Raw genomic sequence first — 24,400 nt, 5'->3', positions numbered from 1 at the left:
AGCTTTTGTGTTCTTTTCAATTCAGGCCGGTCACGCCTTTTGCTTCCAAGGGCAGGGAGATGATGCAGACGGTTCCTCTGCCTTTTTGGCTTTCATACAAAATTTTGCCGTTCATCGCCTGGATGATGCTGACAGCTACGGAGGTTCCGAGCCCGGTGCCGTTCTCCTTAGTCGTATAGAATAAGGTGCCGATCCGCTCAATTTCTTCTTTGGTCATGCCTTTTCCGCTGTCGATAATCTTTAATTCAGCCTGGCCTCTGTGCAGCGAGAGCATGATGCGGACAATGGAATTATCGGAGGAAGCTTCAATCGCATTCTTCACGACATTGACCAGCGCCTGCTGCAGCTGTCCTCTGTCCGTGTATATGTACATCGAGCTGATCAGCCGGCAGTCGAATGAAACCCCTTTATAGCTGGCAATCGGCGTCAGCGTGGCTGTAATATGCTGAACCAGATCGGCAAGGCAGAAGCTCTCAAGTTCAGACAGCTTCGGTTTGGAGAAGGTTAAGTAGTCTCGAATGACCGATTCGGCCCGGTTAAGCTCGTCCAGTGCAATCTGCAGATAATCCCTGCTCTTATGATCGCTGCCGTTTGCCCTCATAAGCTGGAGAAACCCCTGCACGGTTGTCAGCGGATTGCGGATTTCGTGTGCAATGGAAGCGGCTACCTCGCCCAATGTTTTGAGCTTCTCGGCCCGGAAGTGCTCTTCTTTGACCAGGCTTCCTGCGAAATTGAATTCCAGGAGCAGGGAGGGAATCCAGGTAGCGAGCGTTTGCAAAGAACCAAATAATAATGAGGCGATGAAAGGATGGAAGCCGGCAGGCTTTGTGACGTCATTGGATAAAGAATAGATGACCAGGATCAAGAGCATAATGGCTGAGGGAACCAGTGAGGTCATAACGGTGTGGTTCACCCGCTCGCGCCCGCATGGTTTCTTGATGAGAAGGGAACTTAACAAAATACCTGCAAAGGTAAGTGCAATGCTGGCATAACCAAACAGCAGGGCATCGCCGCCAAGGTAGGTCCTCGTAAGCAGAATCAGTATAAAATTGATTGCACCGGCGAGCGGGCCGCCGTAGATAGTGGAGATGATAAGCGGGACATAGCGCAAATCCCAGAACAAGTCCATCGCTTGAAAGGAGAAGATCAGGCAGAGCGAGGAAGCGATTCCAAGCAGCAAGCCGATCAAATAAGGTGATGCATAGGGTTTAAGACGGTCCCTGATTGCCAAGTAGACAAGAATCGGAGATAAGACGATAAGAACGTTTAGTAATAATTTTTCCAGCAACATTGCTTTGTTCAAACCCCTTATTCAGAATAGATAATATTTTACCGGGACTGTGTTTCTATTAAAATACTAGAATCAAAGCCGGAAAGCTGTCGTTTCATGGCGATACCAAAAATTTATGAATATAGATTTGCCTGAATCCTCCAGAGATACTATAGTAGGTGTGAGGTGCCAAATTAACCCAGATCCGGGTAAAGGAGAGCGTTATGAAAAAACTGTTGCCACACATCTACATCGAGAACTGCCGGGAGGCTGTTGAACGATATCAGCAGATCTTCGGCGGTGAAATCCGCAATGCGCAGCTGTCGGACGGGATTCAAGGCTTTGAGGGACAGGAAGGCAAATATATTCATGCCGAGCTTCATATGAATGACAGCTGCGTGCTTTATTTTGCTGACGTATTCCGCCCGGTTGTACAGGGAACCAGCATCTGGCTTTCGATCGAAGCGGAGAATGATGAAGAATTGAACCGGATTTTTAATGCTCTTGCTGACGGCGGGGAGGTCCAGATGCCTCTTGAGAACACGTTCTGGGGCGCCAAATACGGGATCGTCAAGGACCGCAGCGGCCTGACCTGGGAGCTGAACCTTCCGAAGCAGGGATAATGAACCAGGATTAATTGATTAGAAGTAATTGATCAGAATTAATTCATTCGGATGAATTGATAAGGAAACTAACTTGTAAAAAAGAAAGAGCCGGGCGCGGAGCCCGGCTTTCTTGCTTGTTCGGATTCTTATGATGGTTCCGATTCTTATGCTTGCCCGAACTTCTCATCCAGCCACAAAATAGCGGTTACGCCGCGCGGGTAATACCGGCTGCCCTGCACAACCCCGGCAACCATCTGGTCGCTCCAGCTCCAGATCGCATTGACAGGGGCGGCCAGCCAGGCGGCATGGGCGGCATCCGCCCGGTCCAGCGCTTCATCCTGCCGCAGACCGAACACCTGGCGGGCGATGAACTGCGAGAGGTAGATTTTGCTGAGCCAGGAGTTGTCGCTGGTAGAGGACAGCTTCCAGCCGCCGTCCGGGAACAGGCAGATGTCCGGCTGAAGCACCGTATAGAAATGCTGCTTCAAAGCCCCGAGATAAGAGGCGAACCGGCCCTCCGGGTTCAAAGCCTCCGTATCCCCGGTGTAGAGCGGGAACACAAGGCCCTCAATTGCCGGAATAATCCGCGAGTCGTTGCCTTCCTGAATGACGGCAGGGATGTAACCGTCAGGAGTCAGATGGGCAGCGATGGTGGAGGCGCAGCGCTCTGCCTGAATGCCGGCGAGGCGGGCAGCGTCCACGCGTCCCGATTGTTCAAAGAGGGATTCCAGAGCAACGTATGCGGCCCAGCTTTTTCCGCCTAAATAAATATTGTTGCGCGCCTGGCCGAGCGAGACATCCAGGCTGTCATAGGTAGTAATCTCCGCGCCGCCCTGGGTACGGGAGCTGTCAAGCCCCATGAGGCCGGTACGCTTGTCATCCTCGGGATGATCGCGGTTAACCATACTGTTGAGGCACTGCTCCAGCAGTTCCAGCTTGCCCTGCAGCCACTCTTCATCGCGGGACTGGCGGTAATAAACCGCCGCTGTCAGCACCCAGTTAACGAGCTGCTCCTGCGTCATATGGGAGAAGCAGTCGGTTATCGCATGCTGCTCATAAGCGGAATAACCCGGACGGGAGAAGGCGTTGGCAACCCCCATATCATGTGTAAAGCTGACTCCTCCCGGATAGGACTCCGGGTCACCCGGGAAGCAGACGGTATCCTCGTATTGATAACGGCCGGCGAACCAGTCGAGCTCGTTCCGGACGGTCCACGGATTCATTTTCATTTCGAAGAACAGCTGGTCTACCGTCAGATCAAACGTGTTGATCATCCGGTATTCCCCTTCATTCACAATCCACAGCGGCTTCCCTTCATGCTCCAGCAGCTCGGTGCTTCCGTAATAGCTGCGGATGGCATGGGCCAGCATAAATTGCTGATCATCGGAGAGGGCGGTTTCGCTGATCAGGCGGTTATTGTCCTGGCAGAGCGCAAGCTTCCGTTCAAAATGCTCCAGGGCATACCCGGCCACTTCCTCAATGTTCGCAAAATAACGGTTGTACAGATAAGAAGCGTCGATGCCCGTGGTCACATAGCCGCTGCGGTAGAAGCAGAGAGCAAAGCGGTAAGTGGCTACTTCGCCCGGCGGCGTGTCCATAAGGAGCGCTCCGACCGGACCCAGTCCGAAGTTTAGATTGTCCTCTGAGAGGGGCTGCAGAATATTTTCAATTGTAAAATGGCCCGCGCTCCGGATCCTCGGATCACGCGCTGCGGCAATCGCCAGATGCCGGCCTTGGCCGACGCCGCAGATTTCCCCGTTCGTCGTGTCCTCCAGCCGCCGGATTGCGGTGTAGGGATCGGTCCCCTGGAAGCCGAAGAAGGCGCGCCGGTTCCCGGTTCCTTTACTATTGTCTACCGTGATCTCAGCCAGGACCGCAGGCATCAGCGCGAACTGCAAGGCATCCTCGTCCGCTGTCTCCGGATCGGGTACGGAAGCGAATGGCGAATACAGCGTAAAGGTCAAGCCGCCTGCCTGCCAGCTGTCGATGGCCGGAGTAAAGGTACGGCTGACTGCCTCGGCCGGGAATTGGCGGACAAGCGGAGCTGCAGCCGTTTGAGCTTCCTCGGCATCCCCGGCTTCGCTGCCGCCTCCGGTATAACGGGTGGACTCGTCAGCCGCCGCATCATAGAACGGCAATGCGTGGTAGCCGCCCTTGCGAGGGCTGTCCTGTTCCGCGCCATGACCGGCATCCTCATCCTGAATCCCAATGTAAATATTCTGCTCCGGAGGACGGCCGTATTCCAGATCAAAGCCGCCGCTGCGGCCGGGAAAGCCTAACGTAAAGCTGGCAAAAGCCCCCATGGGGGAATGGTGGGCGTTAAATAGAAGTTTCTTATCCAAAAAAATACCTCCTGTTCGAAATGAGCAAATCTATGGTATGTTTGATAGTAACAAGGAATTTAAGCGCTTTCCATATCCAGATCAGGTTGGCTTTTATCCAAATTTGACAACTTTGTAGCTAAAGGAGGCTGGCGGATGTCTGCAGCTCAAACCATGGGAATCAGGGAAGTGATGATGCCGGATGTGGAATCCACCTTCCGGGTGTTTGCAGCGCATCTGCGCACGGTGGAAGCAGCCTGGACGTACCCGCTGCACAGCCATCCGCTGTTTGAAATCAACCTGCTGCTGGACGGCAGGCAGTGCATCAAGGTCAATGGCCAGGAGCATACGCAGCAGCCCGGGGATCTTGTTATCCTGCGGCCCGGTGATCTTCATGAAAGTCTTAACAGCGGTACAGGCGATATGACCTATTACTGCATTCATTTTGATTCTGACGAAAGAGAACTCCGGGAGCTGCTGTGCAGAGGCAGCCGGCGTCTCTTTCCCGCAGACAGCCTGCTCACCGGCACGGTGCGGCCCAGCCTGAACCGGCTGATGGAGCTGGCGGCCGAGAACGAGGCGGAGACCGGCGGCGGCCCCCTAAAGCTGCACGCCAAGATGAATACGCTTTCCGCTGTATTCGGCTTGTTCGCGGCTTTGACCGAGGGATTGACGCATCCCGAAGCGGCAAGGTCCGCCGATCTTCGCTCCAGCCGGGTGGCGGAGGAAATAGCCGCTTTCCTGGAAAGGGCCGTCGAGCAGACGGCGCTGGAACAGGCCGATGCCCTGTTTGAGGAAGGCGCGCTCAAGGAAACGGTCGCTTCGGCCATGTCCGGGCTCGGCTACAGCCCTTCGGCCTGCACGCGGATGTTCCAGGAGGTCTACGGGCTTTCGCCGCGCCGCTATTTGTCCAGGCTGAAGCTGAAGAAGGCCAAGCTGCTGCTCATGCAGCCGGAGCTGTCGATTGAACAGATCTCCTCGAAGCTGGGTTATGCGGATATTGCTCATTTCAGCCGTCAATTCAAGCGGTGGACAGGGGAATCGCCGGGAAGGTTCAGAGCAAGGGTTCATATTTAAAGGGGCTGGACAGATGGAGAAGACCAAGCGGATCATGCGGAGACTGGAGCCTGTCAATACGCTCCGTAACCAGATTTTTGTAGCTTTTTTCCTGGCGATGCTGATCATTCTGGGCATTGCGGGGAGCTTTATTTACGGCAAGGTTTCTACCCTGCTGAAGAATAACGCAGAGAAACACATCAAGCAGACCGCTGTACAGGCCAGCGGCAGGCTGGATGCCCTGATGACCCAAATCGACAGCTTGACCGCACAGGTCGCCGGCAGCTCTTACGTCCAGCAGCTTCTGACGGAGGAGTCTGACGGACAGAAGGCGACCTTTAATGAACGGCAGGCGCTGCTGCAGATCGCCGGCAGCTATCAGGCTTATACGCCGGGCGTCGAGTCGCTCGAGCTGTACAGCGGCAGCGGCAAGCTGCTGTTTCCGATCCGTGAAGGCCAGCTGGACCTCCGGGTGGAGGGCAGGTACATCGAGGAAGCCGACAATCAGAAGGGACGGCTGGTTTGGGTCGGCATTGATCCGGCCAACCATAACTCCGTGCTGGCAATCCGGCGGGTCAATCTGTTTGACCGCTGGTTCTCGCCGGGCGGCTATTTGATTGCGAGAATTCAGCGGGGCTATTTTCAATTAAATGAACAAACGGCGGAGGATGACAGCGGTGAATCCATCCTGCTGGCCAATGACCGCGGAGAGCTGCTGGGCATTGGCGATGCGGCTTCGGGCACTGACCTGACGCCCCTGCTGAACAGCCGGAGCCAGACCGTGTCCTATCAGGGAGAAGATTATGTTCTCGTCAAACAGTATTCGGAAGCCGCCAACTGGACGCTGCTGATCCTTACTCCCGTCCAATATGTGACGAAGGGGATTTCGGTACTGCGGACCGCGCTGTTTGCGGCCGGAGGACTGGGTGCGCTCGGCTTCCTCGTGCTGTCCTTCTTCCTGTCCACCATGCTGACCCGTCCGATCATTCACCTGATCCGCGCCATGCGGAAATCCCGTCTCGGAAGCGTGCTGATGCCCAACCCCGAGCCGGCTTCGACCACGATGGAGCTTAAAGAGCTGAATCATTCTTATAACGAAATGGTGCATCACATCAATAGGCTGATCCGGGTCGTCTACGAGAAGGAGACACTGCAGAGCAGAACGGAATTGAAAGCGCTGCAGGCGCAGATCAATCCGCATTTCCTGTTCAATACGCTGGAAGCATTTAATTGGTCTTTGATCGAAAAAGGGGAAGAGGAACTCGCCGGCCTCGTCGTCGCCATGTCGAGACTGTTCCGGTATATCATCAGCAACCCGGACAAAGATGAGTGGGTGACCGTCGCCGATGAATTCGATCAGGTGGAGCGTTACCTCAAAATTATGTCCATGCGGCTCGGCGACAGGCTTGAATGGAGCGTCCGCCTGGAGCCGGACACGGCGCGTGTTCCCATTCCCAAGCTGCTGGTGCAGCCCATTGTGGAGAATGCGGTAAAGTACGGCGTAGAGAGCAAAATCGGCAAGGGAAGAATCGAAGTGCTGGCCTCGCTGGAGGACGGGAAGGTGCGGATTGAAGTAGCCGATGACGGGCGCGGGATGAATGTCCAGGATTTATCCGCCCTGCAGGAGGAGATTCAGGCAGGGACTTCAAGGGTGTCCGTGTCCAACAACAGCACAGGGGTAGGGCTGGTCAATGTGCAGCGCCGGCTGAAGCTGTATTACAGCTCAAACGATCATACGTATGAAGGCCTGCAGATCCGCAGCTCCGTTGCCGAAGGGACCACTGTTTCTTTCTCTATCCCGTTATATCCGGAGACAATGAATACAAGGGAGGAAGACAGCCATGCTTCGCACGATTCTAATCGTTGATGATGAACCCGGAACCCGGAACGGGATTCGGAAAACGCTTGAGCTGTGGGCGGATGGACGTTACCGCGTGGAATGCGCGGCAAACGGGGTGGAGGCCGCCGAATGGCTCGAGCGGGATACGGCACATCTGCTGATTACCGATGTCCGGATGCCGGAGGTCAGCGGCCTGGATTTAATCCGCCTGCTGGAGGGACGGCCCGACCGGCCTGCATCGGTCGTCATTTCAGGCTATGCGGAATTCGAGTATGTGCAGACCGCTCTGCGGCTGGGGGCGGTAGGCTATCTGCTTAAGCCGATAGACAAAGAGGAGCTGCTGGAGATGACGGAGCGGGCGCTTAAGCAGGAGGAAGAGCGGCACCGGGCGGAGAAGCTTGCCCGGCTGGTTGATCCGAAGCTTTTTGCAATCAAGGAAGAGGAATTCCGGCCGGGCGGACCGGTAGGGGAAGTGATGGAGTATGTGGACGGGCATCTGCAGGAGCAGCTGACCATGGCGGATATGGCGGCAAAGGTTCATCTGAATGCCAGCTATTTCAGCGTTCTGTTTAAGGAGGAGGCCGGCATCCCGTTCAGCGAATATGTAACCCGGCGTCGCATACAGCACGCCAAGCAGCTTCTGGCCCAAACCCGGCTGCCTGTCGGCCAGATTGCTGAGCAGGTCGGGTACAGTACGGATAAATATTTTATCAAGGTATTCAAGCAGCTTGAGCAGATCAGTCCAAGCCGCTACCGCAGCGAGATGGCGGAGTATTATTAAATCCGCTGATTTTTCATAACGGGGGGTAATCTTGGTGGTTAGGAAGCTGACCGTGTCCAGCCTGCTGCTGGTGTTGAGTCTGCTGCTTGTTTTGCCCGGCTGCAGAAGCTCTTCAGGCTCGAATAGGGAGTCTTCAGGAAATAATGGATCTTCTTCCCCCTACTCGGCAGAAGATTCTGACGCTAAACCGGTGACGCTGAGAATGATGCACATTTGGCCGGAGGACAGCTCAGCCCAGCAGTATAAGCTGGTAAGCCAAATTATCGACCAGTACGAGAAGGATCATCCGAATGTCACGATCAAGCAGGAGGTCATTGAGAACGACCTGTACAAGAATAAATTAAAAGTGCTGTCCGCCTTTAATGAGCTGCCTGACGTAGGCATTACCTGGGCGGCCGGGTTCATGGACCCTTATGTGAAGAGCGGTTTGTTTGCTTCCCTTGACGATGTGGTGAACGGACCGGAGCTGAAGGACAAGTTTGTGCCCGGCACGGTAGAGGCCTACGAGGTAAACGGAAGGACGTACGCCCTTCCGATTGAGCTGAACATTACGCCTATTTACTATAACAAAGCGATTTTTGCCAAATACTATCTGCAGGTCCCGGCCACCTACAGCCAGTTCAAGCAAGTGGTGCGCATGTTGGCCTCGAAAGGGGTTGAGCCGGTTGCGCTCGGCAACAAGGACCGCTGGATGGGCTCCCTGTGGTACATGTACCTGGCTGAACGCATCGCCGGAAGAGGCACGCTTACCCAAGCGATCAGCGGAACCGGAACCTTTGAAGATGCTGGCCTCATTCAAGCGGCGGCGGAAATACAGGACCTGGTGGACATGAATGCTTTTAACAAAGGCTTTAACGGCTTGTCCAATGAGGAAGGCAAAACGGAGTTTATGGACGGCAGGGCAGCCATGTTTCTGACCGGCACCTGGGAAATTCCGAACTTTACGACCAACCCGGATGTTCCGCAGGAATTCAAAGACAAGGTTGGCTTCTTCAAGTTCCCTTCTGTTGAAGGCGGCAGCGGCGACAGCAACAGCTGGGTAGGCGGACCCGGCGCCGGCTTGTTCGTAGCGGAGAATTCCAAAGTGAAGGAAGAGGCGAAGAAGTTTGTTTCCTATTTTGTGGCCAAATGGGGAGAGCAGTCGGTGACGGATGCCGGCGTAATTCCGGCGACGAAAGTCGATACGGCTAATATGAAGCTTCCGCAAATTTATGCCGATCTGCTGGGCGAGCTTAACAAAGCGAGCAACATTACGCTGTTTGCCGATGTCCAGATGAAGCCGGATGCAGCTCAAGTCCATCTCAACATGATCCAAGCCTTGTTCGGCGAGGCAGTGACGCCTGAGGAATTTGCGAAGCAGCATCAGGCAGCGGCCCAGAAGAGCAATTGAGGTCGGACCAGTTATACGGCCGGGGAAAAACAGCCAGACAGGAATACCGGGGTATCCCCCGGCTCCTGTCTTGATAATAGCTGATCGTCAATGCAATAAGTGATCGTCAATGCAATAAGTGATTCTTGGGGAGCGTATGGACAGCGGATGCCCGCGTGTCAGTTCTTCGTCAGAATGAGCTCAAGCTGCACTTTAATGTCATTTTCGGTGTCAAGCACGACGGTATGCGGATTTTTCATGCCAAAATCGCTGAATGTAACCACAGTTGTACCGGACAGCAGCAGCTTCCCGCCGCTGTACATGACCTTCGCATCAATAGAAACCTCTTTCTCAATGCCGCGTACCTTGAGTGTCCCCGTTAAAGTAAAGGGCAAGGCGGCTCCTTCCTTCCAGCCGGATGTCAGGTTATCAAAGGACTTGGCGGTAAATTCGGCTTCCGGATAGGCTGCAGCGTCAAAAAATTCAGCGCCCCGGATATGCTCATCCCGCATGCTGTTGCCCGAGTCGTTGGCCGTCATATCGATTTTGCCGCTGCCTTTCATCGCTTCCGGGTTGTCCAGGTCGACAGTCCAGCTGCCATTGACCTTCTCATTTACAAAATTCACGGTTTCCTGGGAGGTGGTAACGGAATAGTAGACCTTGGACCCCTCAGAGATCGTCCACTCCCCGTTCAAAGCTTCCGCACTTACCGCCGCCCCGCTGTCTGCGCCAGCTTCAGAGGTTCCTCCATTCGGATCCGCCTCAGCCGCCTGGGCAGGCATGACGCTGCTGATCTCGATGTTATTGCCCATATACGATTTCAGAAAAGTGTACCCGAACACAACCAGCACAATGACCAGTGCTCCTGACACAATAATCCAGCTTCTTTTGTTCATCTCTGCTTGTCTCCTCCAATATATAGACTATTTTTGATAGCTGCGGGTCTTGGATGATGGGTCTGCAAACGCATTTTACCAATGAAATAAGTCGGGAGTGTGTCGGGTGCTTGAAGCTTGCTCCTTTTCCGCAAATGTGTAAAATAGACCTAAATCGGGCATTGCCGCCGGGCATAACCCGCAGGAGGAGGTGGTTCTGCACATGCAGAAGCTGCTGGTAGTAGAGGATGAGGAAGCGATCTCCCGGGTGCTGGCGTCCTATTTGAAGAAGGCCGGGTTTCATGTCGTAAGCTGCATGGACGGCCAGGAAGCGCTGATAGAGTTTAAGGAGCAGGCCTTTGATCTTGTGCTTCTTGACATTATGCTTCCCGGGCTGGACGGCTTCGAGCTTCTGGAGCACATTCGGGCAGCAAGTGCATGTCCGGTCATTATGCTGACCGCAAGGGACCGCCTGGATGACAGGCTTCAGGGCTTAAACAGCGGAGCGGATGATTACATGATCAAGCCCTTCGTGCCGGAGGAGGTTGTGGCAAGGGTGAATGCAGTGCTGAGAAGAAGGCCCGTGTACCATGGGGATTCCGGCTGTCTTCATTTCGGGGCTCTGCTGGTCGACAGACAGGCCAAACGGATTTGCCTGCATGGCCGGGAGCTTGCGCTAAGTCCGCGTGAGCTGGAAGTGCTCCTGTTCCTCACTTCCAAGCCGAATCGGGTATTTACTAGAGAGCAGCTGATTGAGGAAATATGGGGCTTTGATTATGAAGGGAGCGACCGAGCGGTAGATCTATCCGTCAAAAGGCTGCGGAAGCTGCTGGCGGAATGGCCGAGAGAACAGGGAGAGATCCGGACTTTAAGGGGAAGCGGGTATTCATTTTGCACACACAGCTGAAATCTAACTTGAAGGTACACCCGGAGCCGACGTCAGAGCCGAGGTCAAAGCCGGAGTCTGAGTCAGCATCGGAGCCGGGACCGGGATTGCCGCCGGAATTGCGACAGAAATCGCGACAGAAATCGCGGCCGGAATCACGGCCGAAGCAGGTCTCGATATTGTCTTATTGGTCGCTCAGGTATCTCGTCATCTTGTTCATTGGCTGTGCGGTTATTGCTTCGGTCTCGATCTACTGGATCCGGGAAACGGCCCGTGACAACCGGCTGCAGACGTCAAGCCTGTTTGTACAGGATCTGGCCGACCGGGTTTCAGGCCCGTCAGGCCTTGAAATTCCGCCGCAATTGGATGAGCTCGTGGAGAACCGGCTGCGCTTCTTCAGGCTTGATCCGGAGTTCTGCCTGCTGATTCTGGATCAGGACGGGAAGCTTGTCTACAGTATGCCAAAGATAACCGAACAGCAGATGGAGGAAAAATGGGACCCGCAAGCCCTGAAGTCCAGGCATTCGGAATATGCCTCTGTCTCCGCTGCCGTTAAGAGCGACAGCGCAGAAGCAGGCCGGGTCGTGCTGCTTCAATCCGACAAATCCCTGACCACCAGCCGGTCGGTGCTCGTCGTTGTCGTTATTTTGTTAATTACGTTCACCTTATCGGGCTGGCTGACCATTTACCTGCTGTCCAGCCGTTTGTCCAAACCGCTGAAGCAAATCACCATCGCAGCAGGGCGGATCAGGTCCGGGAACTATAATATCGAGAATCTCCAGCTTAAGACCCAGGAACGCGAGATTTCAGAGCTGGTCGGCTCTTTCCGGGAAATGGCCCTGCGGCTTAAGCAGCTTGAGGATTGGAGAATGCTCTCCTTGGCGGGAGTAAGCCATGAGCTGAAGACGCCGGTCACTTCCATTAAAGGCCTTCTTCATGCGGTGAAGGATAAAGTGGTGGACGAGGAGGAAGCGGAGGAGTTCCTGGAGCTTGCGCTTCAGGAAACAGGCAGACTGGACCGCATGGTGGCAGACCTGCTCGAATATAATGCGCTTGCAGCCGGGAATGTGAGCGTCCGCAGCGACCGGATTGAGCTGAACGCCCTGCTGACGGAAGTTGTCCGGCAATGGGAGCTTATGGAGGAGCACCGCACAGTCTCCGTGAGCCTGGAGCTCCCTTCGGATCAGGTGTACGGAATTGGCGACAGCTTGAGGATTAGACAGATTCTGGTGAATTTATTGAACAACAGCTTTCAGGCCGCTCATCCTGACCGCCCGCTGTTTATAAGGGTGTCTCTGGACGCAGGAGCAGAAGCAGAAGCAGAAGCTGGAGTTGGAGCGGTAGCTGGAGCTGGAGAGAAAGTGCGGATTGAGGTTCAGGATAACGGAATCGGAGTGAGCCAGGAGGACCAGCCGAATATTTTTGAAAGATTTTACCGGGGAGAAAGAAGAAGCGCCCGTCCCAGAGGACTGGGACTCGGCTTGACCTACAGCAGGCTGCTCGCTCAGGCGCTCGGCGGAGAGCTGGAGCTTCTGGTATCCTCAAACGAGGGAAGTTTGTTCGCCTTAACTCTGAACAGAGCCTAGGCCGCTTGCTTAACAACCTGTTCTTGTGCCGAATCTCCTGCGGCTTACCTTTTTCTCTTTTGCAGAACCATATAAACGACCCAGATGACAATTACGATGAGAAGTATGTACATGATTAGATTGGCTCCTTTTGCGGTTTAAAGCCAGTGTATCATAAGGCTAGGGACGGATGGAAACTCTTGTGCCGATGGACACCAGATTAGACAGCTGAAGGACATCTTCATTGTACATGCGGATGCAGCCGTGGGAGACGGATTTTCCAATTGAGGCGGGGTTATTGGTGCCGTGAATGCCGTAATGCGGTTTGGATAACCCCATCCACAGCACGCCGAAGGGTCCGCCGGGATTGGGCTGTTTATTGACAATGGTATAATCTCCGTAAGGCGTCTGCGTCAGCATGGCACCGGTGGCTACAGGGAATCCGCGCGCGACAATGTTGTTATCGAGCAGATAAAGCATATGGTCCGAAAGATCGACGATAATCCGGTAGTTAGGCATGGGGACTCTCCTTGTATAGACCCTTAATAGGGGATATGGTATCATGAGGTTTGCATTTCAGGCTGGAATTAGTCTATGCACAATCTTTTGAAATGTTCTTTGAAGTGTTCTTTGAAGTGTTCTTTGGAGTGTTCTTAATACATAGAGGAGATGAGAGAGATGGATAAAGCCACATTCGCCGGAGGCTGCTTCTGGTGCATGGTCACACCATTTGACGAGCTGCCGGGCATTCACGGCATTGTATCAGGCTACTCGGGCGGAACGGTCGAGAACCCGACTTATGAGCAGGTGAAGAAGGGGGATACCGGCCATTATGAGGTAGTTCAAATTACGTTCGATCCCGAATTGTTCCCTTATGAACGGCTGCTGGAGCTCTATTGGCAGCAAATTGACCCTACAGATGACGGAGGCCAGTTTCACGACCGCGGCTCCCAATACCGCACAGCCATCTTCTACCATAATGAGAAGCAGAAGGAGCTTGCCGAAGCCTCCAAGGCTGCGCTTGCAGCAAGCGGACGTTTCGATAAACCGGTCGTAACTGAAATTCTGGAGGCTGCGCCTTTCTATGAGGCAGAGGATTACCATCAGGATTACCACAGGAAAAATCCCAAGCATTACAAGGAAGACCGGGAGAAATCCGGCCGTGACGAGTTTATTCAGGAGCACTGGACCCATTAAAGCAGCTTCCTGCTGCAGCCTTACCTTAACAAATAAAGCTGTCCTTCAGTAGCGGATGCTACTTGGGGACAGCTTTTTGTTCTTTCAACCCGATTCCCGCATGACTCCAGGCGTTATCGCCGGTGTTCCACCAAGTCGATGCAGCCAAGGACAATGTGGGCAAGACCAAAGCCAAGCAGACCTGTTGCGGCAAGCTTATATTTGCTGCCGAGCATTGAAGCGGCCGAAGCGGATACCACAGTTCCCAGAACGGCTGGAATCAAACCTTCACGCATTGTACAACACTCCTTTTGTTGGGCTTGGTTTAGAATGTCTGTAATTGAAAGACCTCCGTAGCTTTGCCCGGAAAGGCGCGGCTTATGTGCATAATATTGAAGCCGGTGCTTATGCTTATAATTAGATTTATTTGGTTCAGAATGTCTATGAGGAAATTAACAGCATTTCGGGAATAGTAAAGCTAACTTGTTGTAGAGTTTCAAATTCGGAAAATACCTTTAATGGATAACAAGAAATATTTGCAAAACAATATGAAAAACAGTTGAAAACAAAAATGAATTCGGCAATAATATCAATTGCTTCATAAATTTGAATGTCACTCGAAGTGTAAAGGATGATGAATTAACATGTTTGAGAAAGTTAAGCGGCTTGTGATCGGCAGACCTATGAAGTCGGCTGAGCTGGAAGGGGAGAAGTTAAGTAAGCTGAAGGCGCTCGCCATTTTGTCCTCCGACGCCTTGTCTTCCGTAGCTTACGGTACTGAACAGATCCTGCTCGTTCTGATAGCTGCTGGATTTATGGCGCTGTGGTATTCACTTCCGATCGCTGTCGCGGTTCTTGCGCTTCTGGTTATTCTGATCAGCTCTTACCGCCAGACGATATTCGCCTATCCAAGCGGCGGCGGGGCCTATATCGTGGCTAAAGATAACTTGGGTAAAGCGCCCAGTCTCCTGGCCGGCGGCTCGCTGCTGGTCGATTATATTCTGACAGTAGCCGTAAGCTCTTCAGCGGGAACTGACGCGATCACGTCGGCGTTTCCATCCTTGCACGAGTACCGGGTCACAATTGCCCTGATTATGATTGTATTTCTGACGATTCTGAATCTTAGGGGAGTTACCGAGTCCGCCTCGATTTTGGCCGTACCGATCTATGCGTTTGTGGTGGCCATCTTCGTTCTGATCGTGTGCGGCATTTTTAAATATATTACTCAAGGCGCGCCTGTGGCCCATGCTGAATTCGGCTCGGCCGTTTCAAATGTAAGCCTGTTTCTGCTGCTTAAGGCGTTTTGTTCCGGCTGTTCCGCGTTAACCGGGGTGGAGGCGGTCTCCAACGCCATTCCGAACTTCAGAGACCCTGCTCCGAAAAATGCAGCCAGAACACTGATGATGATGGGACTCATCCTCGGTGCAATGTTTTCCGGCATTACCTTGCTGGCTTACTGGTTCGGCGTTGCGCCGGAGACCAAATCAACCGTTGTCTCCCAGATCGCTGAAGCGACCTTCGGACGCGGATTCATGTACTATATCATACAAGCTGTAACGGCTGTTATTCTGTTCCTTGCGGCCAATACGGCATATTCCGCATTTCCTCTGCTGGCGTTTATGCTGGCTAAAGATAAATTCATGCCGCACATGTTCATGGTTCGCGGCGACCGTCTCGGCTTCTCGAACGGCATTCTGTTCCTGAGTGTACTTTCGGCGGTTCTGGTTATTGCGTTCCACGGGAATACGGAGGCGCTGATTCCGCTTTATGCGGTGGGTGTATTTATTCCGTTCACCCTTTCCCAGGCAGGCATGATGGTAAGATGGGTACGTCTGAAGCCGCGCGGCTGGGTCGTCAAGCTGTTCATTAATACGGTGGGCATGCTCGTAACCCTGTTCATCACGCTGATCTTTATTTTCACTAAATTTCATCAGGTCTGGATGGCCTTCATCTTTCTGCCTTTTGTTGTCTATTTGTTCTACAAGATCAGAACCCACTATGACAATACCGCAGACCAGCTGCGGATTGATTTGACCACTGATAAACCGATTACTAAAGGCAACACCGTTATCATTCCGATCTCAGGAATTACAAGAGTGGTGCTGAATACCGTAAGTTATGCCAAAACGCTCTCGAACAACGTCGTGGCCGTCTACATCGGCTTTGATGATGAATCCATTGCCAAGATGGAGCAGAAGTGGGAGGAGTGGGATCCGGGCATCCGCCTGATTGTCTTGAAGTCGCGGTACCGGAGCATTATGCGGCCGCTCTACAAATTCATTCAAACCGTGGAATGGAAGAAGGCGGCAGAAGACCATGTCACCATCCTGATCCCTCAATTTATTACCAAGCACTGGTGGGAAAATGTGCTGCACAACCAGACCAGCATCATGATGCGCGCATTCTTCATCCGCAACAAGGAAGTTATTATCACCACTGTGCCGTTCCACCTCGATAAATAATGGTATGGGATTATGAGAAAGGCTGCAGGGATTACCCTGCAGCCTTTTTGCATGATTTGTACACAGTTGAGCCTGTACATCGTTAAAGCCCATCAGCCCGGGAACCGCCGGCTTCAGGTCAGCATAAGAAAAAGGGGTATTCCGTTATAACCGGATTACCCCTGATCTTTCTGTTCTGACGGATTCTTGGGCTTCTCACCCGTAGCATCCTCTTGGATTTGATCCATCATTCCTCCAATCACCTGATCAAGCGCATCAGTAGGAGCAGGCCGGCTGGAATCAGGAGCCGGAATCGAATCGAAGCCAGGTTCACGTTTGGAGCTTGTATCTTTGGAAGCCATCTTTGTTCTCCTTTCAGCAATCAGACTGAGTTACGGGCTCAGCTGCTTGAGCCAGTCCTGCCTAAGCGGCAAGGGAATATGTAACGTAGTAACCAATGCAGGAGTATTTTGAAACAGGCTGCAAGCCCTTTTTGCCGTTAATCTCCTTGTTAAGGACCTGCTTTCTTGCTGTTAGGATCATTGCGTACCGGCTCAGTGCCCTGCTGGTGCTTGAGCAGCTCCGTTACTGTCACACATTCGTAGCCCCGTTTCTTAAGCTCAGGCAGGATGATTCTCAGCGCCTCAACGGTTTGAAGGCTGTGCTCTACATGATCATGCATCAAAATAATGTCCCCGCTATGGAGATTCCGGAGCACTTTATCCGTAATTCTTCCTACGCCGGGGCGGGCCCAGTCCCGGGTGTCCTGATGCCAGGACCACAGGACGGCCAGATAGCCGTGGCTTTTGGTGTAGTCGATGAGCTGGCTGTTGTAATAGCCGCCCGGCGGCCGGAACAGAGTTGTCCGCTGCCCGGTCAGGGCAAAGATCGAATCCTCGGTCCTGCTGATCTCCTCAGGCATGGTCCGCGCATTTTTTATCATATTGAAATAGGTATGCTTATAAGTGTGGTTGCCGATTTCATGACCCTCTCTGAATTCCTCAAGAAGGATGTCCGGGTACTGCTCCACACGGTTGCCAACAACGAAAAAGGTTGCTTTGGCATCGTACTGCTTCAGCAAATTCAGTATAGCCGGGGTCTTCTCCGGGTCTGGGCCGTCGTCAAAGGTTAGCGCTACAACCTTGTCTGTGGTGGGGACCTCCCACACGATTTCTCCGCGGGCTTCATAATAATCCCGTCCTTTTTGCCCGGCAGGCGAGGCAGCAGCAGTTTGTTCGGCGCACAGCGTCAGACAAACTAGAACTGCAGCCCAATGCTTTATTTTCACCGCTTTCCAGTCTCCTTCCATTAAGAAAGTAACCCTCTTATTATGGTGGAGAAGCTGGTTATTCATGCATGCTGTGTTCATTTATCCGCCGTAAAGAATCATGCACATCCGCCCAGATTGCTTCATATAATTCTTTAGGGAGTCCTTAGGGGAGAATAAATGGGAGGAGCCGGAACGATGTATTATGCAAACCATTACGGGATGAATGACGGGCTGATTTCAGACCTGGAACGTACTTTAAACGGCGAATACAATGCTATTGTGTGTTATGAACAGCTGGCAAAGCTGGCGGATCAGGAAGAAGAGCGGAATCGGATTCTTGAGATCAGAAAAGATGAGATCAAGCATTTTCACATTTTTTCGCATATCTATATTTCACTAACCGGCAGACAGCCCAGACCGCAATTGACAGGGCCATGCCCATCCGACTATGCGGCAGGCTTAAACAGCTCCTTTAAAGACGAGCAAAATACGAATGATTTCTACCGCCAGGTCGCAGACAAGACCCTCAATCCCTTCATTAGAGAACAGTTCAAGCGGGCTGCTGCCGATGAACAAAATCACGCCGTTTGGTTTCTATATTTTTTAAGCCGCCGTTAAATTTAAAGCTTGCACAATTGTTATTGTCATGGTAAGATAACAAATGTCGTCACTCGAAGCTCTCTGGTCGCTGTACCGGTTGCTTGTTAAGTTGACGCTTTGTACTTGCCTCTGCCGGGGTGGCGGAATTGGCAGACGCACAGGACTTAAAATCCTGCGGTAGGTGACTACCGTACCGGTTCGATCCCGGTCCTCGGCATCCTAAATGGTTAGAGAAAATCCTGCAGGGATTCGTCCCGGCAGGATTTTTTGTCTATTTATACTTACAAAATATACTTTCAAAATATACTTACAAAAGAGACTGGACAACATCCCTTAAATCTTCGGGTGCAACTGGGGGCTCGTATCTGCCAGCAGCCTGTCCGGAGCGGCTGATCAGAAATTTGGTAAAGTTCCATTTCACTCCGTCCCCAGCGTAAATCTCCGGATATTTTTCAAGCATAAAGTCCCGCATCCAAAGCCCGTCAGCTGTTTGCGTGTCAAAGCCTTTAAAAGGTTCTTCTCGGATAAGAAATTGGAAGAGGGGATGCGCCGCTGGGCCTCTGACCTCCACTTTGTCAAAGAGCGGAAACGTTACTCCAAATTGCTTCTCGCAGTAAGCCTGAATTTCTTCACTCGGTCCCGGCTCTTTATCATTAAATTGATTGCAGGGGAACCCAAGTATTTCAAATCCTTGATCTTGAAAAGTATCATATAGAAGCTGGAGGCCCTTGAATTGCTTGGAATATCCGCATCTGCTGGCCGTGTTGACGATGAGGAGAACTTTGCCTTTATAATCGGATAACTTAACAGGTATTCCGCTGGCTGAATGAACTGTAAAATCATAAATAGACATCCAATCATCCCTCCTGCTGAATTTTTAATATAGCATAAGGCAGGAATGCTTATTGGTCTAATATATAAGATGAATAACTCTTATAGGTGAATTCCCGGCTAAGGGACCGGCATTGACGCGTCATGCGCTTTAAAGTAATCTATTTATACGTAACCATCCTCTTTTACGTTTTTTCTGCGCTCATGTGTGGAATGGAGTGAAAGAGGATTTTTTTATCATACAGACCATCAAGGAGCTGAAAGTGTTGGCAGGGCAGAAGTTTTATGTAGTTTGGGAAGGCAAGGTGCCCGGCGTTTACGCGTCCTGGGCGGAATGCCAGAAGCAGACCAGCGGATATACCGGGGCCAAATTCAAGGCTTATCCAAGCCGGGCTGAAGCAGAAGCGGCATTCAAGGCAGGCTGGAAGGGCAACTGGGGCAGCGGAGCCGGGGCAAGCCAGACCTCCCGTGCAGGAAGAAGCGGTAAAGCCGCAAAGCCCGAACAAATCGGTGAAATCAACTACAACAGTATTTCGGTGGATGTGGGCACGCGGGGCAACCCGGGACCGGTTGAATATAAAGGCGTAGATACCGCAACAGGCAAGGTAATCTTTGAAGTCGGGCCGGTTGCGAAAGGAACCAATAATATCGGGGAATTTCTGGCGATTGTCCATGCTTTGGCGCTTATTAAGAAAACGGGCAGCGACAAGATCGTCTATTCCGATTCGGTAAATGCCATCAATTGGGTGAAAAATAAACGGGTCGCTACGACGCTCCCCCGTGACAGCTCAACCGCTGAAATCTGGGCCCTGATCGACCGGGCGCTGAACTGGCTGAACACGAACGCCTACTCTACTCCGGTGCTGAAGTGGCAGACGCAGCACTGGGGCGAGATCAAAGCGGATTACGGCCGCAAATAATCTCAATTTTGCTCGGAGATTGTCTTGTTCTGTAGGCAGGCTCAATGGTTTTTGGGTAAAGAACTGTAGAGCTTATACGGGACAGGAGAGATGAACCGATGTTTGGCAACGATTGGGACGAGATCTTGCAGGATGAGACAGGCAAACCTTACTTCAAAGACCTGATGGCTTGGCTGGACCATGAATACAGAGAGCATATGGTGTTTCCGCCCCGCCCTTTATTGTTTCAGGCCCTGAAGCTGACGCCTTACCATAAGGTCAAAGCAGTGATTGTCGGGCAGGACCCTTATTACAAGCTGGGACAGGCTCACGGGCTGAGCTTCTCCGTTATGCCCGGGGTGCGCATTCCGCCGTCTCTTCATAATATTTTTAAGGAAATGTCGGCTGATTTGAACGTGCCTGTTCCCCTGAATGGAACGCTTACGCCTTGGGCGGAACAGGGCGTGCTGCTGCTCAACTCCATATTGACGGTGAGGGAAGGGATGCCGAATTCCCATCTTGGCAAAGGTTGGGAGATATTTACCGATGCAGTAATTACTAAGCTTAATGAAGCGCCTTTCCCGATCGTGTTTGTGCTGTGGGGCAACTATGCCCGCAGGAAAGGGGCAATCATCGACGCCAGGCGGCATGAGATTATTGCTTCTGCACATCCGAGTCCGCTTTCGGCGAGGCATGGATTTTTCGGCAGCAGGCCTTTCTCCAGATGCAACGCTTTCTTGAGCAGTCACGGACGAACGCCGGTCGACTGGAGGCTCTTTTAAAGGGATGATAGGGAGTGATACAGGTTGAAGCTTTCAAAATGGACGGGACGTTACGTTACTATAATTCGACGCAATGAGGAAAGAACGTATTCAGCCAGGATCGAAGCCTGGGATTACGACAGAGAGCGGCTGCTCCTTGGACCGAAGCCGGTCTACATTCCGCTTGAGGAGATTTTGAAGATTATTCCTGCTGATCCGGGACCCTTCCGGAGAGGGACTGCGGCAGGGCTGGCGCCTAGACCGCACTCGGTAGGCTATGTGATGAACTCGGAGCTGCAGTTCGATAACGCGGTCCAGTTCCGTTCACCGATTATGATCTGGAAGGGGGACCGGGTGCTTCATTACCGTTCCATCCTTTCTGGACATGATGCGCATTCGGTTACCTTAAGAACGGGAGAGCGGCTGGAGAAGCAGGACCACCGTTTCGTTGTACGTTCCATCCGCGGCAACTAGGCCTTTTTGTCTATTTTTATAGGAAGAGGTTGGTTAAAGGTAACGAAAATGAAGATTCATGTCGATAAAATACATAGGTTTGTATACCGGACCGAAGTCCAGACTGATAAAGGAGAGAGACAATAAATGACAGTTAACAGGAAATGGATGGGGTGCTTTCTCTGCCTCGTGATGCTGCTGTCGGCGATTATTCCGGGCAATGCTTTTGCAACATCCGGCGATATTAATTCGATCAGTTTTGACAGCGACAAGGAAATTGTGCTTACCGTTGGTGAGGACACGGAGCAGCTCCGAATTATTGCAAGCATTGAAGATGCTTCTGACAAGGACGTCACCAATGATGTAACCTGGTCCACTTCGGATTCGAAAATTGTCACGGTGAGCGGCGGGTTATTAACTCCTGTGGCCAAAGGGACGGCAACCATTACCGCCAAATACAAGAATGCTATTGCCACCAAAACGGTAACTGTCCAATACGCATACAGCGCCCTGACCTTTGATACAGCCGATGATACGGAGTTCAAACTGGGAACTGAAGATGCGGCAATCAAAGCTTTGGCAGACAGTACCGACGTAAGCAGCGACGCAGTCTGGTCTACATCCGACAGCAGTGTTGTGACGGTAGATGAAGGCAGCCTGACTTTAGTCTCAGAAGGAACAGCAACAATTACAGCTACATATAAAGGCCTTAAGACCAGTGTGGAGATTGAAGTAGTAGCGCCTTTCGAAACGCTGGCATTCTCAAGCGACGATGATCTTGAAATGGTAGTAGGGGCGGGCACATCACAGCTTACGGTTCTTACTGCTGATTCGGATGACGATGAGAATCCGGTGGACGTGACAAGCAAAGTAACCTGGAGCTCCTCGGATACCTCTGTCGCCACTGTGGAGGATGGTGTGGTAACGCCTCTTACACTCGGCAAAGCAACCATTACTGCTACTTATCTGGGCAGCACAGCACAGAAAGACGTTTATGTCCGTAATCCGTACGAAGCCATCATTCTTGGCGATTCCAGCTTTGTGAAGAATGCGGTGATGTTCCTTAATGACAGCAGCAAATCCGTAACAGCTAAAGTGATTGATTCGAGTGGAGCTTATGAGGATGTGACAAGCAAAGCCGTATGGAAGACGTCCAATCTGCTCGCAGCGAGCGTCAGCGGGGGCGTTATTACTCCGAAATCAGCTGGAACCTCTACGATAACAGTTACCTATCTCGGGGTAAGCAGAAGCTTTACCGTAACGGTTTATCCAACAGTTACCAAGTTTGATGTCGATACGTCTGATATTGAGATTATCCAAGGCGATTCTGCTGATGTTCCGGAAGTGACGGGCACTCTCCTGGATGAGACGGAGAAAGATTTTACCAAGCTCGTAACCTGGACTTCCAGCGATGAAGATATTTTCACCGTGGACTCCAGCAAGCTTGAATCCGATGATACCGGCAGCGCAGTTCTGACGGCTACCATCGGCAGCGTAACGGTCGCAGAGATCAATGTGACTGTACAGCAGAAAGTGCTGGTCCTCATGCCGGATGTTGAAAGCTATCAGTTAATCATCGGCAAAACCAGTGCCTTGCCAAACGTAACAGCCGTTATGGAGAACGGTGATGAAGCCGACGTAACGAGCGATGTTACCTGGACGCTTTCAGGAACTTATGCCGTAATTAAGGACAAGTCGCTCAAAGGCTTGGCCAAGGGTTCGGCCACACTGACTGGAACTTACCGTAACGCTACGGTCAAGATTCCGGTGACTGTTGAAGCAGAGGTGGTCACAATGGTGATCGACCCTCAAACGATTGAACTGAACATTAAGAAATCCAAGAGCATCTCGGTAAAAGGATATTACGCTGACGGCAAATCCGTAAGCCTCTCCTCGAAAATGAATTGGGTTTCGTCAGATAACACCGTCGCTTCGGTAAGCGGCTCAACGGTTAAAGGGGTTGCGATCGGAACCGCAAAACTTACGGGAACCTATCAAGGTAAAACTTATACGGTCAACGTAAGTGTTGTTCATAAGCTGACCAAGCTGACCGTAAGCGAGAAACGTTTTGTGCTTGCTCCGGGAGCAAGCCAGTCTGTGACGCTGACTGCCCTTTACGATACAGGCGAAACGGTTAACGTCACCAGCAGCGCTGCCTGGACGACCAGCAAATCGGCAGTAGCCAAGGTCTCCGCAGGCAAAATTGACGCGGTTGCCAAAGGCTCTGCAACCATTAAAGCCACATATGGCGGCAAGACCGTGTCCATTTCGGTCTCCGTCAAACAATAACAAAGCTCAGGCCTGTTTCCTTTTGGAGGCAGGCTTTTTTTTGTAAGCAGATCTTTATTTGTTAATGACCGGGCAAAGCTTATCATCTGGTTGAACGAGGTTGAAGAATATAGTACAATAACAAGAACAAATGTTCTATAGTGTGAGAATACATAAGGGGAAATGACAGCTATGAATTTACGTAAGAACCGGGGGCCGTTTTACAGTCTCCTTAGAGGATGGAGGCAAGCGAGACAAGCCGCCTTTCTGCTGCTTCTGCTCGCGGCAATGCTGCTTGGGTTATCCGCATGCTCTGCCATCCAGCAGGCTGCAGATGAGACCTTGCCCGCTTCTGAAGGTGGAGGACAGCATAATCTGAGGGTGATCTTTCTGGATGTCGGGCAGGGAGCTTCCCAGCTGGTTATTGCCCCATCGGGCAAAACTATGCTGATTGATGCCGGCAACAATGACAAGGAACAGCTCATGCTTGATTATCTCCATGCTTATGGCATAACGAAATTGGATGTGGTCGTCGGAACCCACCCGGATGCGGATCATATCGGCGGATTGGATAAAGTGATTGATCAGACGGATATTGGGAGCATTTATCTGCCCAAAGCCAGCTCCAACACCAAAACCTTTGAATCCCTGCTGACCTCCATTAAGGGAAAGGGATTAAAGGTGAACACGGCCAAAGCAGGAGTAACGCTGGATCTGGGAGCTGGAATTACGGTCAAGATGGTCGCGCCGGTTAAGAATTATGAGGACAGCAATGATAGGAGTGCTGTGGTTAAAATAGGATACGGGGACACGTCCTTCCTGCTGACAGGGGATGCGGAATCTCCCAGCGAGAAGGATATGCTGGCTTCAGGGGCTGACTTAAGTGCTGACGTTCTTCTGGTAGGGCACCATGGCTCCAAATCCTCGACCTCCTTGTCCTTTCTTAAGGCGGTTCATCCCCGTTATGCGATTATTCAGGTCGGCAAAGATAACAAATATGGCCATCCGACCCAGACCATTCTAAACAGGCTCAAGAAGCAGGGCATTCAAGTCTACCGGAATGATCTCCAGGGAACGATTGAGGTAGACTCGGATGGAACGAAGCTCAATATTCAGACAGAGAGGTGATGAAT

Annotated in this window: 23 protein-coding genes and 1 tRNA gene; 16 read left to right on the top strand and 8 right to left on the bottom strand. The window is 52.0% G+C overall.

Annotation, left to right across the window (positions count from 1 at the left end; genetic code table 11):
* Positions 1-16: 16 nt before the first annotated feature.
* Positions 17-1,291: an ATP-binding protein gene (locus FCN15_RS01605; protein WP_138493185.1), complete on the bottom strand. Its 1,275-nt coding sequence runs from the start codon at positions 1,289-1,291 to the stop codon at positions 17-19.
* A gap of 203 nt (positions 1,292-1,494) precedes the next feature.
* Between FCN15_RS01605 and FCN15_RS01600 the strand changes: the two genes are divergently transcribed.
* Positions 1,495-1,893 (top strand): VOC family protein, encoded by a 399-nt coding sequence (locus tag FCN15_RS01600; protein ID WP_138493184.1) that lies wholly within the window; start codon positions 1,495-1,497, stop codon positions 1,891-1,893.
* Between the two features lie 146 nt (positions 1,894-2,039).
* Here FCN15_RS01600 and FCN15_RS01595 read toward each other — a convergent pair whose 3' ends face one another.
* The gene (locus tag FCN15_RS01595) at positions 2,040-4,217 is read right to left on the bottom strand and encodes a glycoside hydrolase family 52 protein (protein ID WP_138493183.1); all 2,178 of its coding nucleotides are present in this window, start codon (positions 4,215-4,217) and stop codon (positions 2,040-2,042) included.
* Between the two features lie 135 nt (positions 4,218-4,352).
* On the opposite strand from FCN15_RS01595, the gene FCN15_RS01590 reads away from it, so the two are divergent.
* Genes FCN15_RS01590 through FCN15_RS01575 form a run of 4 tightly spaced genes read left to right on the top strand, consistent with a single transcriptional unit; the run spans position 4,353 to position 9,263 of the window.
* Positions 4,353-5,273 carry a helix-turn-helix domain-containing protein gene (locus FCN15_RS01590; RefSeq protein WP_238996456.1) on the top strand — a complete coding sequence of 307 codons (921 nt, stop codon included), beginning with the start codon at positions 4,353-4,355 and terminating at the stop codon, positions 5,271-5,273.
* A gap of 13 nt (positions 5,274-5,286) precedes the next feature.
* Positions 5,287-7,119 carry a cache domain-containing sensor histidine kinase gene (locus FCN15_RS01585; protein WP_238996455.1) on the top strand — a complete coding sequence of 611 codons (1,833 nt, stop codon included), beginning with the start codon at positions 5,287-5,289 and terminating at the stop codon, positions 7,117-7,119.
* The gene (locus tag FCN15_RS01580) at positions 7,094-7,873 is read left to right on the top strand and encodes a response regulator transcription factor (RefSeq protein WP_138493182.1); all 780 of its coding nucleotides are present in this window, start codon (positions 7,094-7,096) and stop codon (positions 7,871-7,873) included. The genes FCN15_RS01585 and FCN15_RS01580 overlap by 26 nt, the downstream gene beginning before the upstream one ends.
* Before the next feature lie 31 nt (positions 7,874-7,904).
* Positions 7,905-9,263, top strand: a complete 1,359-nt coding sequence (locus tag FCN15_RS01575; protein WP_138493181.1) for an extracellular solute-binding protein — start codon at positions 7,905-7,907, stop codon at positions 9,261-9,263.
* A gap of 158 nt (positions 9,264-9,421) precedes the next feature.
* On the opposite strand, the gene FCN15_RS01570 is transcribed toward FCN15_RS01575, so the two are convergent.
* A complete protein-coding gene (locus tag FCN15_RS01570; protein WP_138493180.1) occupies positions 9,422-10,138 on the bottom strand; it encodes a YceI family protein in 717 nt (238 codons plus the stop codon).
* A 202-nt stretch (positions 10,139-10,340) separates the two neighbouring features.
* Here FCN15_RS01570 and FCN15_RS01565 point away from each other — a divergent pair, with 202 nt between their 5' ends.
* Both FCN15_RS01565 and FCN15_RS01560 read left to right on the top strand, forming a co-directional pair.
* Positions 10,341-11,024 (top strand): response regulator transcription factor, encoded by a 684-nt coding sequence (locus FCN15_RS01565; protein WP_138493179.1) that lies wholly within the window; start codon positions 10,341-10,343, stop codon positions 11,022-11,024.
* A gap of 158 nt (positions 11,025-11,182) precedes the next feature.
* Complete coding sequence (locus tag FCN15_RS01560; RefSeq protein WP_162515264.1) at positions 11,183-12,589, top strand: HAMP domain-containing sensor histidine kinase; 1,407 nt, start codon at positions 11,183-11,185, stop codon at positions 12,587-12,589.
* Between the two features lie 159 nt (positions 12,590-12,748).
* On the opposite strand, the gene FCN15_RS01555 is transcribed toward FCN15_RS01560, so the two are convergent.
* On the bottom strand, positions 12,749-13,087 hold the full coding sequence (locus FCN15_RS01555) for a L,D-transpeptidase (protein ID WP_138493177.1): 339 nt from the start codon (positions 13,085-13,087) through the stop codon (positions 12,749-12,751).
* Positions 13,088-13,246: 159 nt separating this feature from the next.
* Here FCN15_RS01555 and msrA point away from each other — a divergent pair, with 159 nt between their 5' ends.
* The gene (gene msrA / locus FCN15_RS01550; RefSeq protein ID WP_138493176.1) at positions 13,247-13,765 is read left to right on the top strand and encodes a peptide-methionine (S)-S-oxide reductase MsrA; all 519 of its coding nucleotides are present in this window, start codon (positions 13,247-13,249) and stop codon (positions 13,763-13,765) included.
* A gap of 113 nt (positions 13,766-13,878) precedes the next feature.
* Here the strand turns inward: msrA and FCN15_RS01545 are convergent, their stop codons facing one another.
* Positions 13,879-14,040 (bottom strand): asparagine synthase, encoded by a 162-nt coding sequence (locus FCN15_RS01545; RefSeq protein WP_138493175.1) that lies wholly within the window; start codon positions 14,038-14,040, stop codon positions 13,879-13,881.
* A gap of 348 nt (positions 14,041-14,388) precedes the next feature.
* Between FCN15_RS01545 and FCN15_RS01540 the strand changes: the two genes are divergently transcribed.
* The gene (locus FCN15_RS01540) at positions 14,389-16,206 is read left to right on the top strand and encodes an APC family permease (protein WP_138493174.1); all 1,818 of its coding nucleotides are present in this window, start codon (positions 14,389-14,391) and stop codon (positions 16,204-16,206) included.
* Positions 16,207-16,361: 155 nt separating this feature from the next.
* Here FCN15_RS01540 and FCN15_RS01535 read toward each other — a convergent pair whose 3' ends face one another.
* Together FCN15_RS01535 and FCN15_RS01530 are read right to left on the bottom strand one after the other, a co-directional pair.
* Entirely contained in the window at positions 16,362-16,547 is a 186-nt protein-coding gene (locus tag FCN15_RS01535) for a hypothetical protein (RefSeq protein WP_138493173.1), read from the bottom strand.
* A 149-nt stretch (positions 16,548-16,696) separates the two neighbouring features.
* Entirely contained in the window at positions 16,697-17,494 is a 798-nt protein-coding gene (locus tag FCN15_RS01530; RefSeq protein ID WP_203232063.1) for a polysaccharide deacetylase family protein, read from the bottom strand.
* Between the two features lie 156 nt (positions 17,495-17,650).
* On the opposite strand from FCN15_RS01530, the gene FCN15_RS01525 reads away from it, so the two are divergent.
* Together FCN15_RS01525 and FCN15_RS01520 are read left to right on the top strand one after the other, a co-directional pair.
* The gene (locus tag FCN15_RS01525; RefSeq protein ID WP_138493171.1) at positions 17,651-18,073 is read left to right on the top strand and encodes a ferritin-like domain-containing protein; all 423 of its coding nucleotides are present in this window, start codon (positions 17,651-17,653) and stop codon (positions 18,071-18,073) included.
* 113 nt (positions 18,074-18,186) lie between these two features.
* A tRNA-Leu gene (locus FCN15_RS01520) sits at positions 18,187-18,272 on the top strand.
* A gap of 90 nt (positions 18,273-18,362) precedes the next feature.
* Here FCN15_RS01520 and FCN15_RS01515 read toward each other — a convergent pair.
* Positions 18,363-18,908 carry a glutathione peroxidase gene (locus FCN15_RS01515; protein ID WP_138493170.1) on the bottom strand — a complete coding sequence of 182 codons (546 nt, stop codon included), beginning with the start codon at positions 18,906-18,908 and terminating at the stop codon, positions 18,363-18,365.
* Between the two features lie 244 nt (positions 18,909-19,152).
* On the opposite strand from FCN15_RS01515, the gene rnhA reads away from it, so the two are divergent.
* The 5 genes from rnhA to FCN15_RS01490 all read left to right on the top strand — a co-directional run bounded on the left by rnhA (position 19,153) and on the right by FCN15_RS01490 (position 24,395).
* Entirely contained in the window at positions 19,153-19,806 is a 654-nt protein-coding gene (rnhA, locus tag FCN15_RS01510) for a ribonuclease H (RefSeq protein ID WP_138493169.1), read from the top strand.
* Between the two features lie 98 nt (positions 19,807-19,904).
* A complete protein-coding gene (gene ung / locus FCN15_RS01505) occupies positions 19,905-20,567 on the top strand; it encodes a uracil-DNA glycosylase (protein WP_138493168.1) in 663 nt (220 codons plus the stop codon).
* A gap of 24 nt (positions 20,568-20,591) precedes the next feature.
* On the top strand, positions 20,592-21,020 hold the full coding sequence (locus tag FCN15_RS01500) for a hypothetical protein (protein ID WP_138493167.1): 429 nt from the start codon (positions 20,592-20,594) through the stop codon (positions 21,018-21,020).
* Positions 21,021-21,146: 126 nt separating this feature from the next.
* Positions 21,147-23,288 carry an Ig-like domain-containing protein gene (locus tag FCN15_RS01495; protein WP_138493166.1) on the top strand — a complete coding sequence of 714 codons (2,142 nt, stop codon included), beginning with the start codon at positions 21,147-21,149 and terminating at the stop codon, positions 23,286-23,288.
* A gap of 171 nt (positions 23,289-23,459) precedes the next feature.
* Positions 23,460-24,395, top strand: a complete 936-nt coding sequence (locus tag FCN15_RS01490; protein ID WP_138493165.1) for a ComEC/Rec2 family competence protein — start codon at positions 23,460-23,462, stop codon at positions 24,393-24,395.
* Positions 24,396-24,400: the final 5 nt, after the last annotated feature.

The sequence above is a fragment of the Paenibacillus pinistramenti genome (assembly GCF_005869875.1).
GTDB classification, from domain to species: domain Bacteria; phylum Bacillota; class Bacilli; order Paenibacillales; family Paenibacillaceae; genus Fontibacillus; species Fontibacillus pinistramenti.
The sequence above is the reverse complement of the archived record's forward strand: the minus strand, read 5'-3'. Positions and strand labels throughout refer to the sequence as shown.

What these genes read in the sequence shown, in the direction of transcription:
- FCN15_RS01585 (WP_238996455.1), top strand. Translation starts at nt 5,287, where the DNA reads ATGGAGAAGACCAAGCGGATCATGCGGAGACTGGAGCCTGTCAATACG.
- FCN15_RS01525 (WP_138493171.1), top strand. Translation starts at nt 17,651, where the DNA reads ATGTATTATGCAAACCATTACGGGATGAATGACGGGCTGATTTCAGAC.
- FCN15_RS01580 (WP_138493182.1), top strand. Translation starts at nt 7,094, where the DNA reads ATGCTTCGCACGATTCTAATCGTTGATGATGAACCCGGAACCCGGAAC.
- FCN15_RS01535 (WP_138493173.1), bottom strand. Translation starts at nt 16,547, where the DNA reads ATGGCTTCCAAAGATACAAGCTCCAAACGTGAACCTGGCTTCGATTCG.
- msrA (WP_138493176.1), top strand. Translation starts at nt 13,247, where the DNA reads ATGGATAAAGCCACATTCGCCGGAGGCTGCTTCTGGTGCATGGTCACA.
- FCN15_RS01530 (WP_203232063.1), bottom strand. Translation starts at nt 17,494, where the DNA reads ATGGAAGGAGACTGGAAAGCGGTGAAAATAAAGCATTGGGCTGCAGTT.
- FCN15_RS01495 (WP_138493166.1), top strand. Translation starts at nt 21,147, where the DNA reads ATGACAGTTAACAGGAAATGGATGGGGTGCTTTCTCTGCCTCGTGATG.
- FCN15_RS01540 (WP_138493174.1), top strand. Translation starts at nt 14,389, where the DNA reads ATGTTTGAGAAAGTTAAGCGGCTTGTGATCGGCAGACCTATGAAGTCG.
- FCN15_RS01555 (WP_138493177.1), bottom strand. Translation starts at nt 13,087, where the DNA reads ATGCCTAACTACCGGATTATCGTCGATCTTTCGGACCATATGCTTTAT.
- FCN15_RS01600 (WP_138493184.1), top strand. Translation starts at nt 1,495, where the DNA reads ATGAAAAAACTGTTGCCACACATCTACATCGAGAACTGCCGGGAGGCT.
- FCN15_RS01565 (WP_138493179.1), top strand. Translation starts at nt 10,341, where the DNA reads ATGCAGAAGCTGCTGGTAGTAGAGGATGAGGAAGCGATCTCCCGGGTG.
- ung (WP_138493168.1), top strand. Translation starts at nt 19,905, where the DNA reads ATGTTTGGCAACGATTGGGACGAGATCTTGCAGGATGAGACAGGCAAA.
- FCN15_RS01590 (WP_238996456.1), top strand. Translation starts at nt 4,353, where the DNA reads ATGTCTGCAGCTCAAACCATGGGAATCAGGGAAGTGATGATGCCGGAT.
- FCN15_RS01545 (WP_138493175.1), bottom strand. Translation starts at nt 14,040, where the DNA reads ATGCGTGAAGGTTTGATTCCAGCCGTTCTGGGAACTGTGGTATCCGCT.
- FCN15_RS01490 (WP_138493165.1), top strand. Translation starts at nt 23,460, where the DNA reads ATGAATTTACGTAAGAACCGGGGGCCGTTTTACAGTCTCCTTAGAGGA.
- FCN15_RS01515 (WP_138493170.1), bottom strand. Translation starts at nt 18,908, where the DNA reads ATGTCTATTTATGATTTTACAGTTCATTCAGCCAGCGGAATACCTGTT.
- FCN15_RS01605 (WP_138493185.1), bottom strand. Translation starts at nt 1,291, where the DNA reads ATGTTGCTGGAAAAATTATTACTAAACGTTCTTATCGTCTTATCTCCG.
- FCN15_RS01570 (WP_138493180.1), bottom strand. Translation starts at nt 10,138, where the DNA reads ATGAACAAAAGAAGCTGGATTATTGTGTCAGGAGCACTGGTCATTGTG.